Source organism: Streptomyces sp. NPDC056144 (genome assembly GCF_042264145.1).
Taxonomy (GTDB): Bacteria; Actinomycetota; Actinomycetes; order Streptomycetales; family Streptomycetaceae; genus Streptomyces.
In genome coordinates this window covers 1,077,381-1,093,569 of sequence record NZ_JBHJVF010000001.1, presented here as the reverse complement: position 1 = coordinate 1,093,569, position 16,189 = coordinate 1,077,381, and the positions used below count along the sequence as shown (strand labels likewise).

Annotated in this window: 16 protein-coding genes; 4 read left to right on the top strand and 12 right to left on the bottom strand. The window is 73.7% G+C overall.

Features of this window, described 5'->3' with window-relative positions:
- Nucleotides 1-8: 8 nt before the first annotated feature.
- The 12 genes from ACFC0Z_RS04585 to ACFC0Z_RS04530 form a co-directional block, all read right to left on the bottom strand.
- Complete coding sequence (locus ACFC0Z_RS04585; protein ID WP_376432654.1) at nucleotides 9-380, bottom strand: peptidase inhibitor family I36 protein; 372 nt, start codon at nucleotides 378-380, stop codon at nucleotides 9-11.
- The gene (locus ACFC0Z_RS04580; protein WP_376432652.1) at nucleotides 377-1,087 is read right to left on the bottom strand and encodes a hypothetical protein; all 711 of its coding nucleotides are present in this window, start codon (nucleotides 1,085-1,087) and stop codon (nucleotides 377-379) included. The genes ACFC0Z_RS04585 and ACFC0Z_RS04580 overlap by 4 nt, the downstream gene beginning before the upstream one ends.
- A 408-nt stretch (nucleotides 1,088-1,495) precedes the next feature.
- A complete protein-coding gene (locus tag ACFC0Z_RS04575) occupies nucleotides 1,496-2,290 on the bottom strand; it encodes a polysaccharide deacetylase family protein (protein ID WP_376432650.1) in 795 nt (264 codons plus the stop codon).
- A 221-nt stretch (nucleotides 2,291-2,511) separates the two neighbouring features.
- Nucleotides 2,512-2,913, bottom strand: a complete 402-nt coding sequence (locus tag ACFC0Z_RS04570) for a hypothetical protein (RefSeq protein WP_376432648.1) — start codon at nucleotides 2,911-2,913, stop codon at nucleotides 2,512-2,514.
- Between the two features lie 16 nt (nucleotides 2,914-2,929).
- A complete protein-coding gene (locus ACFC0Z_RS04565; protein ID WP_376432646.1) occupies nucleotides 2,930-4,504 on the bottom strand; it encodes an ATP-dependent DNA ligase in 1,575 nt (524 codons plus the stop codon).
- A gap of 82 nt (nucleotides 4,505-4,586) precedes the next feature.
- Nucleotides 4,587-5,582 carry a DUF6397 family protein gene (locus tag ACFC0Z_RS04560; protein WP_376432644.1) on the bottom strand — a complete coding sequence of 332 codons (996 nt, stop codon included), beginning with the start codon at nucleotides 5,580-5,582 and terminating at the stop codon, nucleotides 4,587-4,589.
- A gap of 149 nt (nucleotides 5,583-5,731) precedes the next feature.
- Nucleotides 5,732-6,145 carry a roadblock/LC7 domain-containing protein gene (locus ACFC0Z_RS04555; RefSeq protein WP_376432643.1) on the bottom strand — a complete coding sequence of 138 codons (414 nt, stop codon included), beginning with the start codon at nucleotides 6,143-6,145 and terminating at the stop codon, nucleotides 5,732-5,734.
- A gap of 94 nt (nucleotides 6,146-6,239) precedes the next feature.
- On the bottom strand, nucleotides 6,240-6,857 hold the full coding sequence (locus tag ACFC0Z_RS04550; RefSeq protein ID WP_376432641.1) for an ATP/GTP-binding protein: 618 nt from the start codon (nucleotides 6,855-6,857) through the stop codon (nucleotides 6,240-6,242).
- Nucleotides 6,838-7,254: a DUF742 domain-containing protein gene (locus ACFC0Z_RS04545; RefSeq protein WP_376432639.1), complete on the bottom strand. Its 417-nt coding sequence runs from the start codon at nucleotides 7,252-7,254 to the stop codon at nucleotides 6,838-6,840. The genes ACFC0Z_RS04550 and ACFC0Z_RS04545 overlap by 20 nt, the downstream gene beginning before the upstream one ends.
- Before the next feature lie 13 nt (nucleotides 7,255-7,267).
- A complete protein-coding gene (locus ACFC0Z_RS04540; RefSeq protein WP_376432637.1) occupies nucleotides 7,268-7,702 on the bottom strand; it encodes a roadblock/LC7 domain-containing protein in 435 nt (144 codons plus the stop codon).
- The gene (locus ACFC0Z_RS04535) at nucleotides 7,699-10,788 is read right to left on the bottom strand and encodes a nitrate- and nitrite sensing domain-containing protein (protein WP_376432635.1); all 3,090 of its coding nucleotides are present in this window, start codon (nucleotides 10,786-10,788) and stop codon (nucleotides 7,699-7,701) included. The genes ACFC0Z_RS04540 and ACFC0Z_RS04535 overlap by 4 nt, the downstream gene beginning before the upstream one ends.
- 79 nt (nucleotides 10,789-10,867) lie before the next feature.
- Nucleotides 10,868-11,695: an MHYT domain-containing protein gene (locus ACFC0Z_RS04530; RefSeq protein WP_376432633.1), complete on the bottom strand. Its 828-nt coding sequence runs from the start codon at nucleotides 11,693-11,695 to the stop codon at nucleotides 10,868-10,870.
- A 151-nt stretch (nucleotides 11,696-11,846) separates the two neighbouring features.
- Between ACFC0Z_RS04530 and ACFC0Z_RS04525 the strand changes: the two genes are divergently transcribed.
- The 4 genes from ACFC0Z_RS04525 (at nucleotide 11,847) to ACFC0Z_RS04510 (ending at nucleotide 16,187) form a co-directional block, all read left to right on the top strand.
- Nucleotides 11,847-12,452: a class I SAM-dependent methyltransferase gene (locus ACFC0Z_RS04525; RefSeq protein WP_376432631.1), complete on the top strand. Its 606-nt coding sequence runs from the start codon at nucleotides 11,847-11,849 to the stop codon at nucleotides 12,450-12,452.
- 194 nt (nucleotides 12,453-12,646) lie between these two features.
- Nucleotides 12,647-14,818, top strand: a complete 2,172-nt coding sequence (locus tag ACFC0Z_RS04520) for a M12 family metallo-peptidase (RefSeq protein WP_376432630.1) — start codon at nucleotides 12,647-12,649, stop codon at nucleotides 14,816-14,818.
- A gap of 94 nt (nucleotides 14,819-14,912) precedes the next feature.
- Nucleotides 14,913-15,215: a hypothetical protein gene (locus ACFC0Z_RS04515; RefSeq protein WP_376432628.1), complete on the top strand. Its 303-nt coding sequence runs from the start codon at nucleotides 14,913-14,915 to the stop codon at nucleotides 15,213-15,215.
- Nucleotides 15,216-15,284: 69 nt separating this feature from the next.
- The gene (locus tag ACFC0Z_RS04510; protein ID WP_376432626.1) at nucleotides 15,285-16,187 is read left to right on the top strand and encodes a hypothetical protein; all 903 of its coding nucleotides are present in this window, start codon (nucleotides 15,285-15,287) and stop codon (nucleotides 16,185-16,187) included.
- Nucleotides 16,188-16,189 lie beyond the last annotated feature (2 nt).

The window sequence follows — 16,189 nt, the reverse complement described above, 5'->3', positions numbered from 1 at the left end:
TGCTCGCCTCAGCAGCCGGTCGACCAGGTGTGGGAGTCACCTCGGTCGTTGGCGGCCCCGTTGTAGCCGACCTCCTGACCGGGCGAGAGACAGATGGTCATGCTGCCGCCCTGCCAGGCGCTGTCGTAGACCCGGACGTGGTCCTTGATCCCCGGACCGGAGATGCCGTGGTTGGCCCAGGAGGAGTCGCCGTCGGAGATCCAGCTCTCCCACCAGCCGTCGTCTCCGCTCCAGTTGGCCCGCTGACCGCCGAAGTTGGAGTGCTCCCAGACGCAGAACTCGCCGCTGGGGCAGTCGGCGGCCCGGGCCGCGGTGGAGAGGGCGAGGCCGCCGGTGACGGCGAGGAGGGCCGCCGCGGAGACGGCGAGGATGCGCTTCACGAGTAGTCGAGGCCTTTCTGTGGTGTCTTCGCGGGCGGTTCGGCCGCCCGCAGCAGCGCGCGGTCGCGCAACTGCCGGTACGTGGCGAGGTCCTCGCGGTGCAGGGCCCGCACCACGACCAACTCGACCGCTTCGAGCCGGGCCTGTACGCCGTCGAGTCCGGTCTCGCGCGCGCAGCGGGCGGCGACGGCCGGGTCGGGGCGCTCGGGCCGGGGGCGGTCGGTCGGGGTCGCGCAGCGGGTCCAGCGGGCGAGTGCCTCCTGATGGGCGGGATCGTCGCGCATGCGGGCCTGGGCCTCGGCGCGGAGGTTGTCGACGGTGACCTGGGTCCGGAACCAGCGGCTCTGGTCTCCGTAGAGCCAGGCGCGGGCGGTGGCGAGACAACCGTCGCTGTGGGCGGTGACGGTGGCGCCGGTGGCGAGCGTGACGGAAAGCTCGCGGGGCCCCGCTCCGAAGAGCGCGGCCTGAAGGGTCCGGTCCTGATCCGGGGCGCGGGCCCGGGCCGTGAGGGTGAGGCCCCGGTCCGCCAGGCAGTCGCCGACGAGCCGCTGCTCGGCCGCCTTCAGCACGGCGTCCTGCTCGGCGCGCCCGGCCGGCACGGCAGGCGCACGCGGCTCGTCGGATCCGACGACCGCACAGGCGGTGAGGAGCAGTGGGGCGGCGGCGGTCACGAGGGCGCGGCGGGCGCGCGCGGTCTTGCGGAACATGGGCTCCCCCTTCGAACGGCCCAGGTGGGCGGGGTTCCGGGTGATCGTCCGGAGGACCCTGGAAGATCACTGCCCGGCGCCGTCGGGGCCATGCCGAGGCTCACTCGAACGAGTCGAACGCGCCGGTGTGCGCGCCCCTCGGGCGCCGTCGTACCGCCGTTCGGGAACGACAAAGCCCCGGTTGGACGGGGGATTCCAACCGGGGCCGATCGCCGTGACGGCGAAGAGCGGTCACCTCTCGGGGGGGACCTTCGGGACCGGACCTCTTCGCGGTCACATACGGTCCAACGGGCCGCCGCCTCCCGATGTTCCATGCGCGACGACTTGGGCGGTGTGAGTCGGCTCACCCCGATTCCGACCGGTCCGCTCAGGCCACCTTCGGCCGCCTTCGTCCGCCTTCCGCCGCCGTCAGTCCTTCTCGGGGCCGTACAACACGCCCGGCTGCGCCTTGCCCGGGGCGAGGAGTTCGGGGACGGTCACGAACGTGAAGCCGCGGCGCTTGAGCTCGTCGATGATCGACGGGACGGCAGGGACCGTGCCGTCGTAGATGTCGTGGAGCAGGATGATGCCGTCGCCGCTCGCCTGGTCGAGCACCCGCTGCCGGATGAGCGCGGAGTCGGTCGTCGAGTAGTCCTTGGCGGTGACGGTCCACAGGATCTGCGCGAGGCCGAGCTCTTTGCTGACCTCCGAGACCGAATCGTCGGTACGGCCCTGCGGCGGGCGCATCAGGGTCGGCTTGCGGCCGGTGAGCTTCTCGATCGCCGTCTGGGTGCGGGAGAGCTCCTCGCGGATCTGGTCGTCGTCGAGATCGGTGAGGATCCGGTGGGTCCAGGTGTGGTTGGCCAGCTCGTGGCCTTCGGCGGCCATCCGCTTGACGACCTCGGGGTAGCGGTCGACGTGGTTCTCACCGAGCAGGAAGAACGTCGCCGGGACCTGCTTCTCCTTGAGGATGTCCAGGAGACGGGGGGTGTCCTTGCCGGGCCCCGCGTCGAAGGTCAGGGCTATGCACTTCACCTTCGTGCAGTCGACCCGCCCGGCGCCCTTGCCCGAGTCGGCCTGCTCGCCCTTCGCGCCCTTCGCGCTCCGCGCCTCCTGCGGCGTGACCCGGTCGACCCCACAGCCCGTGAGCGTGAGCGTCAACGACACGGCGGCGATCAAGGCGGCCGCCGTTCCCCTGCGGCTGGCCGAACCGGATCGGAACATTCTGAAACCCGCTTTCCGCTGTGCTGTCTCGGTACCGTCGCGCCGCCGCCTGGTCAGGACGGGTCGCACGACGTCAGGTGCAGGACTCTACACACGGTGTATACCGATAATCACAGCGGGGTGCCTCAGCCGGGTCCCTCAGGCGTCGCGCACGAGCCGACACCGGGCGCGTCCCGGGCGGCGCCCGTCCGCCCCGCCCGGGTGTCAGCGGGCCGTGCCGGTCAGCGGGAGGCGAGCAGCAGGCGGGCCTCGGTCTCCTGGTCGCCGGAGACGGACTGCAGGGACTGGATGTCGAAGCCCGCGGCGAGCACCCGCTCGACCTCGTCGACGGCGTGGTAGCCACCGGTGAGCGTGGCGCCGACCGGTGCGGAGAGGTGGGTCGGGCGCACGTCCTCGTGTCGGCCGGCGGCGGTGTCGAACGTGGCGACCCAGACGGTCGGCGCGGGCCCCGCCGCCACCTGCGGGCTCGGGTTCGGCGACTCCTCCAGCTGGTAGACGCCTTCGAGGACGTCGAAGACGGCCTGGGCGTCCTCCCGGCCGCAGTCGCAGAGCTGGACCGTGACGTCGGTGTCGATGTGCATGTCGTACACGTCGCTCATCTCCTCGCGGGCCGCAACGCTCACCCCTCCAGCATCCCCCTCAACCCCCACTCCCGCGAGGGGCCCCTCCTCCCTCCCCCGCGAGGGACTCGATGGTGTCTGCTTCTTCCGGTGTCTTGTCGGGGCGGTAGTGGAGGACGCGGGCGAAGCGGAGGGTGATGCCGCCGGGATAGCGGGTCGAGCGTTGGAGGCCGTCGTAGGCGATCTCGACGACCAGTTCCGGCCGGACCCGCACGGTGAAGCCGTCGTCCGACACCGCGAGTTCTCCCAGACGCTCGGTCTGCCAGCGCAGGACCTGGTCCGTCAGGCCTTTGAACGTCTTTCCCACCATGACGAAGCCGCCGTCGGCCGAGCGGGCGCCGAGGTGGAGGTTGGAGAGGAGGCCGGTTCTGCGGCCGTGGCCGCGTTCCACGGCCAGGACGACGAGGTCGGCGGTGTGGACCGGCTTCACCTTCAGCCAGGAACGGCCTCTGCGGCCGGCCACGTAGGGCGCGTCCAGGGCTTTGACGAGGACGCCTTCGTGTCCGCGTTCCAGGGTGTCCGTGAAGAAGCGTTCGGCCTCCTCTCCGCTGGCGGGGTCGGTCGGGTCCCCGACGAGGTGTCGACGGACCCGTTGGGGTTCGGGGAGCAGGCGGGCGAGGACCGCGTGGCGGTCCTGGCCCGGCCTGTCGATCAGGCTTTCTTCGTCGACGGCGAGGACGTCGAAGAAGACGGGGGTGAGGGGCAGGGCGGCTCGGGCGCCGGACACGTCGGCGCGGGAGCCGACGCGGGCGGCGACGGCCTGGAAGGGGACGGGACGGCCCGTCTCCGGGTCGAGGGCGATCACCTCGCCGTCGAGGATGAATCCGTCGGCGGGCACCGCACGGGCGGCGGCGACGACCTCGGGGAGTCGGTCGGTGATGTCGTCGAGGGACCGGGTGTACACCCGGATCTCGTCGCCGAGCCGATGGACCTGGATGCGGATGCCGTCGAGCTTCTCCTCGACGACGCAGGGCCCGAGGCTCTCGATCGCCTCGGTGACGGAGGCCGCGGTGTGCGCCAGCATCGGCTGCACGGGGCCGCCCACCCGCAGGGTGAACGCTTCGAGCGCCGCGCCGCCGCGGGCCAGCACGGCCTGGGCGACGGGAGGCAGCGAGCCTTCGAGCATGACCGCCCGCCGGAGGTCGGCGGCGGGCACGGTCGCCGCTTTCGCGACGGCTTCCAGCGCGATGGCGTCGAGCGCCCCCTGCCGCACCTCCCCCGACAGCAGCCTCAGCAGGAGTTCCTGCTCGTCACGGGTGGCGGCCGTGAACAGCTCGCGGACCCTCCGGTCCCGCTCCGCCCTGGCTCCCGCCCCGGAGACGGCCGCGAGCCCCGCGAGTGCGGCGTCCACGTCCACCAGCGTGAGCCCCGGCGTCTCGGCCGGAGGGACGGCGGGCGGCACGACGTTCTTCAGGACGCTCCACCCGACGCCGATCCGACCCTGCGGCAGCCGTCCCGACAGGTAGGCGATGACGAGCGGGCTCTCCTCGGGCTCCGCCTCTGCGAAGAGCTCGGCCAGGAGGCCGGTCTTGCGGGAGCGGGCGGAGGTGGCGGCAACCTCGCGGGACACCTCCGCGACACGGGCGAGCAGCATGCGGCCATCCTCCCCAGCCCCTGCCCGGCCCGCACGCCGGGCGTCCTCGTCCGCGCCCTCGTCCGCCGCGAGCCCGCGCCCCTCACGGCCAGCCCGCTGCCCGTTTCCCTCTCCGCGTGCGCGAGGAGCTCAGCGCCTTTCGCCGCAGGATCCGGTCGAGCAGGCGGGAGCGGCGGGCGTCCGAGGGCGTCGGGAGCGGGCTCGGCGCCGGTTCCAGGGGCGCGGGGGATGGTGATGATGGTTGTTGTTCGAGGGGGCGTGGTGTTTCCGCGTCGGTGTGCGCGGGCCGGGGGGCCTGCCTGGTCGTTCGCGCCTTGCCGAGCGCCTGGGCCAGGGTCGACCGGTACCAGGCGACCTCGTCCGGTTCCTCCGCCCGTGCGAGCCGGTCGACGGCCTCCCGCGCGGCGCCCGACAGGGGCAGCCCCGGTTCGGGTGGTGGCCGCAGGCGGTCCAGACGGGCCCGCTCGTACGGGTCGGGCACGACCTCGGCCAGGTGGGCGGGGTCGAGCATCGAGGCGAGGGCGGCCGCGCGCGACCAGGGATCGTCCTCGGCCGCCCGGAGCAGCAGGCCGAGCCGTCGCATGCGCCAGTTCCTGGCGCGCGTGTCCTCCTGGGCCGCCAGCCGTTCGCGCAGGTCCAGGGGGAGATGTCCGGCGAGCAGTGCGGGCCGCGCCAGCGCGAACTCGCCGACCTCCGAGGCCAGATACCTCCACACCACGGCCCGGTAGCGGTTCAGGTAGAACCGCACCGGAGCGAGATGGCCCGTCCTGGCGAGCCGCGTGAACCGGTCGGGGGCCACCCCGAGCAGCGCGGCCGCCTCCCTCGTACCGACCTCGCGGACCCGCTCGCGCAGCCCGGCCGGGAAGTCCGGTGCGGAGGTGAGGCGGTCGATCTCGGTCCACTCGACCCGCCGCCGCTCCCCCGGCCCTCCGCCGCCTCCCGCGCCGGAGCCCGCCGGGACCGTCCTCACGAAGCCCAGCCGCACGGCGAGGCGGAACTCCCCGCGTGCCAGCCTCAGTTCCTCCGCCGCCCGCGTCACGGTCACCGTCCCCGTGCGCGCGGTGTCATCGGTCGTCATGACACAGCCCTCCCCCGTCTGTCCGTCCTGCGTGTTCTCTCGTACGCGATGTACCCGACGAGGAGAAGGTAACGCAGGGTGACGACATCGGGGCGGGCTGTGGACAACGCCCTGTGGACAACGGTCGTGGGCGCTTGGCGAACGCTCCGTCAGAGCGTGTCGCCACCCGCCTGTCCGGGCAGTCGCGCCGCCACGCCGAGGTGCTCGCCGACCCGGTTGACCAGCAGCGTCATCTCGTACGCCACCTGGCCGACGTCCGCCTCGGCGGCGCTCAGGACGCACAGGCAACTGCCGTCGCCCGCCGCCGTCACGAAGAGCAGCGCCTCGTCGAACTCCACCATCGTCTGCCGTGCCCTGCCGGCCCGGAAGTGCCGCCCGGAGCCTCGGGCCAGGCTGTGCAGGCCCGACGAGACGGCCGCGAGGTGTTCGGCGTCCTCGCGGGCGAGGCCACTGCTCGCGCCCGTCACCAGACCGTCGTTCGACAGCACCAGCGCGTGCCGTATGTACCCGACCCGCTGGGTCAGGTCGTCGAGGAGCCAGTCCAGTTCCTTGTCCAACGCCATGTGCGGTCCTCCCCCTTGGTCGTACGTGTCCGCGCAAGCCTTACGCACTGTCCTGGGCAGGGCAAGGACCTCACGAATACCGCGCGGCATCCGCTCAGCCGACGCTGTCGAGCAGCCGGGCCGTGTGCATCCGCCCCGCGTACTCGACGAGCCGGATGAGGACCTCCTTGCCGGAGTCGCGGTCGCGCGCGTCGCACAGCACCACGGGCGTGCCGCGGTCCAGGTCGAGCGCGCGGGAGACGTCGGCCGCGCCGTAGGTACGCGCGCCCGTGAAGCAGTTGACGGCGACGACGAAGGGGATCTTGCGGTGCTCGAAGTAGTCGACGGCGGGGAAGCAGTCCTCCAGCCGGCGGGTGTCGGCGAGCACGACGGCGCCGAGCGCGCCCTGCGACAGTTCGTCCCACAGGAACCAGAAACGGTCCTGCCCCGGGGTGCCGAAGAGGTAGAGCGAGAGGCCGGCGCGGATGGTGATCCGTCCGAAGTCCATGGCGACGGTCGTGGTGGTCTTCTGCGCGACCCCTCCGGTGTCGTCGACGAGCTCGCCCGCGCGGCTGAGTTGTTCCTCGGTGCGCAGGGGCCGGATCTCGCTGACGGCGCCGACCAGCGTCGTCTTGCCGACGCCGAATCCTCCGGCGACCAGGATCTTCAGGGCGAGGGCGGTGGTTTCCGCTCCCTCGCGGGCGCCGGTGCTCTCAGAGCGCTCGTAGGCCATCGATGACTTCCCTCAGGATTCTTTCGTCAGGGAGTTGTGCGGGGGGTACGGGCCTGCTGACGCGCACGAAGCCCGATTCGAGAAGGTCGCCGAGGAGGACCCGGACGACACCGACGGGCAGGTCGGCGTCGGCGGCCAGTTCGGCCACCGACTGCGTCTCGGCCCGGCACAGGGCGAGCAGGGCGCGGTGTTCGGGTCCGAGGAGGGACTCCTCGGCCGCTCCCGGCGGGTCGTCATCGACGACGACGAGGGCGATGAGGTCGAACCGTACGTTGCTCGGTCCCGGCCTCGTCCGGCCGCCGGTCATCGCGTACGGGCGTACGAGCGGGCCGGCGTCGGCGTCGTACCAGTGACTGCCCGGTGCGGTCGGGCCGCCGCCGGTGCTGTCCTCGTTCATGGGGGTCTCCGGGTCAGCCGGCGGCAGGCGGTGTCATGGTGAGCCGCGGCGGGGTGTGGAGGTGCTCGCCGACGCGTTTGACGAGGCGGGCCATCTCGTAGGCGATGAGGCCGATGTCGGCGCTGACGTCGCTGAGGACGGCGAGGCAGGAGCCGTCGCCCGCGGCGGCGACGAACAGGAAGCCGTCGTCCATCTCGACCATGGTCTGGCGGACGCCTCCGGTGTGGAACTGGCGGCCGGCGCCCTTGGCGAGGCTGTGGAAGCCGGAGGCTATGGCGGCGAGGTGTTCGGCGTCCTCGCGGCTGAGTCCGCTGGAGGAGCCGACGGCGAGTCCGTCGTTGGAGAGCACCACGGTGTGCCTGACCTCGCGGACCCGCATGACGAGGTCGTCGAGGAGCCAGTCGAGCTCGCCGGAGCGGTGAGGGGAGATCCTCTCGTGGTCGATCATGCGTCGTCTCCTTCGAGGTGCGGGGCGTGGAGGGGGTCCTGCTGGGGTGCGAACCGGGGGTCGGTGTCGAAGCCGGTGCCGAGGGGTCGCCTGCTGCCGGGGGCGGGGCCGCCGCCGCGCTGCCAGCCGTCGCGGTACGCGGTCATCCGGTCCCGTACCTGTTCCGGGGTACGCGCGTCCGTGCCGGGCGTTCCCGGCACGGGCGCGGGTGCCGGGGTGGGTGCCTCGCGCAGTTGCGGGACGAGGCTCGCCTGGCGTACGCGGCGGGGAAGGTCGCCGTCGAGCTCGCCGAGCCCGCTCGCGCCCGGCTCTCCGGGTCCGTCCCCGTACGGGTTCCGGGCGGGCGGTGCGGCCGTGGGCCGGGGCTGCACGGGAAGGGGTACGGGTGTGGGCGCGGGCGCGGGCCTGGGACCCGCCACCGGTGGCCGCGCGGGCGCGGGGGCCGCGGGGGGCGGGGGCACGGGACCGCGCTGCCGGATGGCCGTGACCCCGGCGGGCGGCGGCCCGGGCTCCGGGCGCGACGCGAGGGCGGGGACCGCCGTCGGGCGCGTCAGGGGCTGCGGCGCGGGCGGGCGCTGCGTCCGGTCGGCCGGCAGAGGTCCCTCCACGGGCAGGGGCCCGCCGGGCTGTCGCGGCGCGGTGCCACGGCCTGCCGCGCCCGGACCCAGCGGGAGGGTCGGGGTCGAGGGCGCCTTGCGCGGTGCCTGGGGGCGGCCGAAGCGGCGGGCCTCGGCGCGCTGGGCCTCCTCGTGTTCGCGGGCCGCGCGCGCGGCGGCCGCCGCCGTACCACTGGGGCGTCCGTCGCCGGGGTGCGCGGCGCCCGTACGGGGGTCGCCGGGCTGTCCCGGGGTCGCCGAGGTTCGCTGCGGAGCGGTCGCCCCGGCGGGTGTTCCGGGCCGCGCGCTGTTGGTGCCGTCGCCCCGGCCGGGCGGGAGGGCACCCTGCAGGAGGTCGGTCGGGAGGAGGACGACGGCCGTCGTCCCGCCGTACGGAGAGGTCCGCAGGTGGACCTTGATGTCGTGGCGGGAGGAGAGGCGGCTGACGACGAAGAGGCCGAGCCGGTCGCTGTCGAAGAGGTCGAGCGCCTCGGACTGCTCGATGCGCGCGTTGGCCTCGGCGAGGGACTCCTTGCCCATGCCGAGACCGCGGTCCTCGATCTCCAGGGCGTATCCGTTGCCGACGGGTTCGCCGCTGACGCGGACCTTGGTGTGCGGCGGGGAGAACTGGGCGGCGTTCTCGATGAGTTCGGCGAGGAGGTGGGTGAGGTCGGCGACGGCGCCGCCGACGACGGCCGTCTCGGGCAGCCGGCGCACCTCCACGCGCGCGTAGTCCTCGATTTCGGAGACGGCGGCGCGGACGACGTTGGTGAGAGGGACGGGCATCCGCCAGGCGCGGCCGGGGGCGGCGCCGGAGAGGATGATCAGGCTCTCGGCATGGCGGCGCATGCGGGTGGTGAGGTGGTCGAGGCGGAAGAGGTCGCCGAGTTCGTTGGGGTCGTCGGCGCGCCGCTCCATGGTGTCCAGGAGGTTGAGCTGGCGGTGGACGAGGACCTGGCTGCGGCGGGCGAGGTTGACGAAGACGCCGGAGATGCCGCTGGCGAGTTCGGCGCGTTCGACCGCCGCGGAGAGGGCCGCGCGGTGCACGGTGGTGAGGGCTTCGCCGACCTGGCCGATCTCGTCCTGGGAGGCGGGCTCGGGGGGCGCCTCGGCCTGGACGTCGATCTCCTCGCCCGCGCGGAGCCTGCGCATGGCCGAGGGGAGTTTGCGGCGGGCGATGCCGAGGGCGGTGTTGCGCAGGCTGACGAGTTCGACGACGAGGCCGCGGCCGATGCGGACGGAGATGACGAGGGAGGCGGCGACGGCGGCGAGTCCGAGGACGACCGCGGCGCCGCCGACGCTGAGCACTCCGCCGGCGAAGGGATCGGCGCGGTCGGCCGCGTCGGTGCGGGCGTCGGTCTCCACGGCGGTGAGCCCGGCCCGTACGACGGTCAGGGTCTCCTCCCAGTCGGCGGAGGGGACGGCCTGGGCGGCGGGACGGCCGGAGGCGGCCGCGAGGACGGCGTCCTCGTCGCGGACGAGACGGGCGTGGTCACGGCCGCCCGCGAGCCGGTTCCCCTCGGCGCGCGCGCCGGCCGGGAGGTCGGCGACGGCGGAGGCCATGAGCGTGCGCCGGGTCTCGACGGCGCCGGCGAAGGCGCGGAGGCGTTCGGTGGGGAGGCTGCCGGTGAGGTGGGCGGCGCCGAGGAGGGCGTCCTCGCGGGAGAGCATCTCGACCGCGCGGCCGAATTCGAGGAGTACGCGCGCGTCGGAGCCCTGTTCGCTGTCCTGGATGCCAGTGAGGGCGCCTCCGACGGCGAAGCCCGCGGAGACGGCGGCGGTGTACTCGTCGTACAGCTGGTCTCCGTCGGCGCTGCCGTCGACGGCCGCGGTACGGAGCCTGGCGAGGCTTTCGGCCTTGGCGACGAAGACGCCGACCCGTGCGGGAACGTCGCCGGGCAGGTCTCCGGTGTCGCCGACGGTGTGCCGGTCGTCGAGGCGGAGGCGGTCGAGGGCGGTGTCCGTGTGGCGGATCCGCTCCTTGAGCTCGGCGGCGCGGGCGGTGCCGGGGGCCGCGACCTGGCGTACGGCGGCGCGGCGTTCGGCCTGGAGGGCGGCGATCGCGGCGGTGACGGGTTCGCGGATCTCGGCGTCGACTCGCTGGAGCTGGCGGAGCCGCGCGATGTCCTGCGCGGTGGTGACGGTGGCGAATCCCCACAGGGCGAGGAGCGAGACGACGGGCACCATCAGGAGCGAGACGATCTTGGCTCGGACGGTACGGGGGCGCAGGCCGAGGCGCGGAAGTGCGGCAGGGCGGGAGGTCGCGGTGGCCTGGCCGGACGGCCGGGGCGCGGCCGGGGTGCGGGTCGCCGGCTCGTGGTCGGCGGCCGGGGTGCGTATCGCGGCATCGTCAGCGGCGGCCGGGGCGTCGCCCGGGGCGTGCGCGCCCGGTTCGTCGGCGGGCGGCCCGGCGTGCGCGCGTCGCCCGCGCGCGGCGGCCGGCGGCGGATCCGCCGCCTCGGCGCCCTTGGTCTTGCGGGGAGTTCGCATGGCCTCCTCGTTCCGGCTGCGTCTGTCGTGTGGTGCGGGATGGGCGTCGGGAGTGGCGGGCGGTCGGGAGCGGCGGCTGTCAGGAGTGGCGGGCGGTCTCGGCGGTGCGGAAGCCGGGCGGCGCGACGTCCACGGCGCGTTCGTCGGGCTCGGTGAGGCGTTCGGCGGAGGCGTACGCGGCCCGTTCGCCGGCGGTCGGGGAGAGGGCGACGAAGGCGGAGGTGATGAAGAGGTAGGAGCCGAGGCCGACGGCGAGCGGGAAGATGAACTGCATGACCGTGGCGCCCGGGAGCGGGGCGGCGGAGGGGACCACGTCGACGCCGACGGCGAACATGCCGGTGTAGTGCATGCTGCTGACCGCCGCGCCCATGACGAGCGAGGCGAAGGCGACGGCGGCGGGCGCGTGGATGTTGAGGGCGGCCCACAGGGCCGCCGTGGCGGCGACGACCGCGATCAGGACCGAGAGCGCGACGAGCAGGGGGTCGTACCGCACCTCGCCGTGCAGGCGGAGGGCCGCCATCCCCATGTAGTGCATGCTCGCCACGCCGATGCCCGTGGTCAGTCCGCCGATCAGGAGCGAACGGACCCGGTCACGGCCGTAGCCGACGGCGAAGACGCCGACGCCGACGACGGCCATGGCGATGACGAGGCTGAGGATCGTGAGCGGCACGTCGAAGCGGATGTCGGTTCCGGTGACGCCGAAGCCGAGCATCGCGACGAAGTGCATCGTCCAGATGCCGGTCCCGATCGCGGAGGCGGCGGTGAGCAGCCAGTTCCGCCGCGACCGGCCGGTGGCGTCGAGCGCCCGTACGGTGCAGCGCAGGCCGAGGGCGGCGCCGATGCAGGCCATCGCGTACGACAGCGCGGGTGTCAGCCAGCCGAAGGTGGCGTGGTCCAGGTGTCCCATGGCTCAGGGACGCTAGTGCGCATCGGGGGGCGCACCCGGGGCGCATTTCGAAAGCTGATGGAATATGACAGAGAGATGATCCTGAACGATCACACCGAGTTCGAACGTGGACACACAACGTTCACACCATCGGGTGCGGAATCATGAGCGCATGAGCGATGACCCCACACACGTACGAGAGTTCTTCGGCTCCCGGGCCGCCGACTGGGACAGCCGGTTCCCCGACGACGGTCCCGCGTACGCCGCCGCCGTGAGCGAAATCGGACTGCGCCCCGGCGACGCGGTGCTCGACGCGGGCTGCGGCACCGGCCGCGCGCTCCCGCCGCTGCGCGCCGCCGTGGGCCCGTCCGGCACCGTCCTCGGCGCCGACCTCACCCCGGAGATGCTGACGGCGGCCGTGCGGGCGGGACGCCAGGGCCCCGACGGCGGGACGCTCCTCCTCGCCGACGTCGGCGCGCTGCCGGTGGGCGACGCCGCACTGGACGCCGTCTTCGGGGCGGGGCTCGTCTCCCATCTCGCCGACCCCGTGGCCGACCTGCGCGAACTGGCCCGGGTCGTCCGGCCCGGCGGCATGCTCGCACTGTTCCACCCGATCGGCCGCGCCGCCCTCGCCGCCCGCCACGGCCGCCAGATCACCCCGGAAGACCTGCGCGCCGAACCGAACCTGCGGCCGGTGCTCGCCGGGAGCGGCTGGCGGCTCGTGCGGTACGTGGACGAGGACGCGCGCTATCTGGCCCTGGCCGTCCGCGAGAGCTGAGGGCTGAGAGCGGCGAACGCGCACACCGCCAAGCGGCGGAACACGTCGCAGACACCCCATCGCCGAGGGTGATTCTCCCGATGATCGGGTGATCACATCATCCTCACAAGGAACCTTCCCTCCAGTTTCTGCAGGTGAACCAGGTGAACCAGGTGCACGAGCAACCAGTGCCCCCGGGAAACAGGAGGAGAGAGATGGCCCGCTACAGATGGACGGGCGGTGTGGCCCTCGGCGCGGTGGTGCTGGGGGTCACGACCGTGACGGGCTTCGCCCCGGCACGGGACGGCGGCGAGGTCGGCGCGGCCGTGACCGCGGGAGCACTGAGCCCGGACACCGGCGAACGGGTCACCACGCGCGCGCGTGCCGGTCGCGCCCCCACGGGGGACGAGGCCGAGGATTTCGGCGCGCGGTACGTACGCGCGCGCGTGGCCCGGATCCTGCCGGCGGCACTCGGCCCCGTCTGCGGTAGCGAGTACGGGCGTGAAGTGACGTTTCCCCTCTTCGGCGACCTGACGATCCAGGCCGTCGAACAGGCCCGGAGCACGGTCGGCACCACCCTCGTCTGGCACGGGGTGGTCGCCGGGACCAGCGACCAGCACGTGATCCTGACCCTGGACGGCGGCTGCGACAAGACGCCGGGCAACGAGGTCCTGAGCGCCCAGTTCATGCTGGGCGGCGACCTCTACGCCATCGAGCCTCTCGGCCCGGGCCGCGTGACGATCGCTCAGCACACCCCCCTGACGGACGAGGACGAGGGAGTCGTCGGCGCGCCCCCCGGGGCAGCGCTCGCGGCGGAGGCGGCCCGGCAGGCCGACCACCGGCCCGGCCCCTCGACCGGCCACAGCCCCGGCCCCCGGACCGGTCATCGGACAGCGGCCGACGCCGCCTTCGTCGCGGCGGCGGCGAAGGCCGCGGCCGCGTGCAAGGGCGGCGCCGGGTACGCGCTCATCGACGCCCTGGTCGGGTACACGCCGGGCGCCCGCACCGAGGCCGGCGGAGACACCCAGATCAAGGCCCTCGCCGCGCAGGGCATCTCCCTCGCCAACGACGCCTTCGCCGCCAGCGGCACCAAGGTGCGGCTGCGTCTCGTCGGCACGACGCTCGTGACCGTACCGGCCTCGCTCGACGGCGTGACGAACAACCTGCTCAGCGCGATCGCCCGCCCCACCGACGGCGTCGCCGACAACGTCCCCACGCTGCGCGACCAGTACGGCGCCGACGTGGTCTCCGTCATCGCCTCCGGTGTCGCGGCGGGCGGCCTCGGCTACACCCCGCCCAACCCCGGCCCCTCCACGGCGGCCTGGGGCTACAACGTCGTCGGCCGGGCCGCCATCTCCAACTACTCCATGGGCCACGAGATCGGCCACAACATGAGCGCCGACCACGACCGCGTCACCCAGCCCGTCCAGCCCGAGAACGGCGCCACCGGTTACTTCCCCGCCAAGGGTGACTGGTCGTCCCTCATGGCGTACGAGTCCAGCTGCCGCAAGGCGACCAAGGGCGCCTGCACCCGGATCAACCGTTTCACCAACCCCAAGCAGAAGTACCGGGGCGAGACGATCGGCATCCCGCTCGGCAAGCCCGACCAGTCCGACACCTCCGACGTCCTCAGCAAGACCGGCAAGGCCGTCGCCGCCTACCGGGCGGCGAAGACCTCCGACGCGCTGTGCGCGGTCACGTCCTCGGTCTCGCCCGCCGGCTCCGGCACCGTCCAGGCCGCCGTCACGGGCCCGTATCTGCCGGGCACGAGCACCGTCCACTCGGCGACCGCGGCCAAGGGGTACGTGTTCAGCGGCTGGAAGCTCGACGGCAAGGCCGTGAGCGGAGGAGCCGCGAACTACCGCGTACCGGCCGGCGATCACACCCTCGTGGCCCTCTTCAAGAAGGGCACGACCCCCACGTCGGCCGTGACAACGAAGACGAAAGGCAGCGGCACGGTGACGAAAGCCCCCGCCAAACGGGCCGAGCTGGAGGGCGCCGACCTCCTCTACCAGGCGACACCTGCCGCGGGCTGGGACTTCGCGGGCTGGCAGCTCGACGGTTCGTCCGCCGGTGACGACGACACCGTCGCCCTCGACGTGGGCACCGACGACATGGAGCTCACCGCGGTCTTCGAGCAGAAGCGCCACCTCCTGAAGCTGGAGTGCGAGGGCGGCAGCGGCAACGTCGCGCTCTCGCAGGACGGTCCCTACTCGGACGGCGACACCGTCATCGCGACGGCGACGCCCGACCCGGGGTACGTGTTCGTGGACTGGCTGCTCGACGGGAAGCCGTACGGCGGCGACGAGGAGCGCACCCAGGGCGAGACGGCCGTCACCTTCGAGGAGGAGGGCCACACCCTGACGGCGGTCTTCGCCCGCGCGTAAGCCTCGACGAGACCCCAACGCCCCCTTCTGTCCCGGCACTTCGCTGTCTACGGTGGAAGTGCCGGGCAGTCGTGCCCGGGAAAGGCGGCGGACCGTGGCACAGATAAGGGAACGACTGCGCAGACTCCTCCCCTCCGCCCGCAGGGCGGCCGACCCCGACGCACGCCCCCGCCCCCGGCAGGGGCACAACCTCTTCGAGGCGGCGGCGACGTACGTCACCGCCTGCATCGAGGACGACCAGGACCGCATCGACGAGGCCGTCACCCGGGTCTCCCCCGGCCAGCTCACCTTCGGCATCAACGAACTGGCCTGCCGGGCCGTCACCGCCCTCGCCCGCGAACGCGGCGAGGCGCCCGGCACGGTGGCCCGGTCGCTTCTCGGCCTCCGCGAGGAGTAGCGCCCGGGCCCCTCGACGAGGAGGTTACTCACTGGTTAAGGTGCGCCGACTACAGATGGGGAGGCCGCCGTGGCTGGGACGGAACCGATCGCCGAGGCCGTCGGCGGCGAGGACGCCGCCGACGCGTTGTTCGTGCTCACCGCGGCGCTGCTGACGCCCGCGCGTTTTCCGAGCGTGCTCGGCGACGACTACCCGGAGGCGTGTGCCGCGCTGGGGCTGCTGCCCGCCCCGGAGGGGTACGGGCTCCTCTTCGGACAGGACGGGCTCGGCGCGCGGTGGACCGTCGTCACCGACGACGTCTCGCTCGTCGCCGTGGCCATCGCCTCCTGGGACTGCGGGATGGCCTACGACCTCTCCCCCGACGAGCGGACGGTGGTGGCCGGGCTCCCGGGCTGGCCGCTGCCCGTGGCGACCTCCGCGCCCGGTGTCCCCGACCCCCACGACCCGGAGCCGGAGGAGGGCGATCCCGCACCGCTGGCCCCGCCGTCCGGGGACGTCTGGGGACCCGCCCTCCGCCGGCTCGGCGCCGACGAGGTGGGGTCGCAGTGGGCCGCGTGGCGCGCCCAGGTGGGCGAGGACGGGCGGATCGTCGAGCCTTCGGAGCCGGCTCCGGAGAGGACGGGGCAGCCGGCCACGGAACCGGCTCCGGGATCGGCTCCCCCGTCGGCACCCCGGTCGTCCGCGGGCCCGGGCTCCGACCCGTACGACGGCGTCCGCAAGGTCCTCGACGAGCTCCACGCCTATCTGGAGGAGCCGCCGCCGGTCGGCCGTGTGCGGGCCGAGGCCGGCGGGGAGGGCGGGGCGGGGGTCCTGCGCGCCGACGGGCCCGGCTGGTCGCTCGTGGCCAAGGCCGGCGACATGGCCTTCGTCCTCCTCGACGACGTGCCGCGCGAGGTCCTGCCCGTGGCCCCGGGCGCTCGGCTGCCCGCGCTGCTCGAAGCGCTCGACGCCATGGCCGTACGCCCGGTCTGACC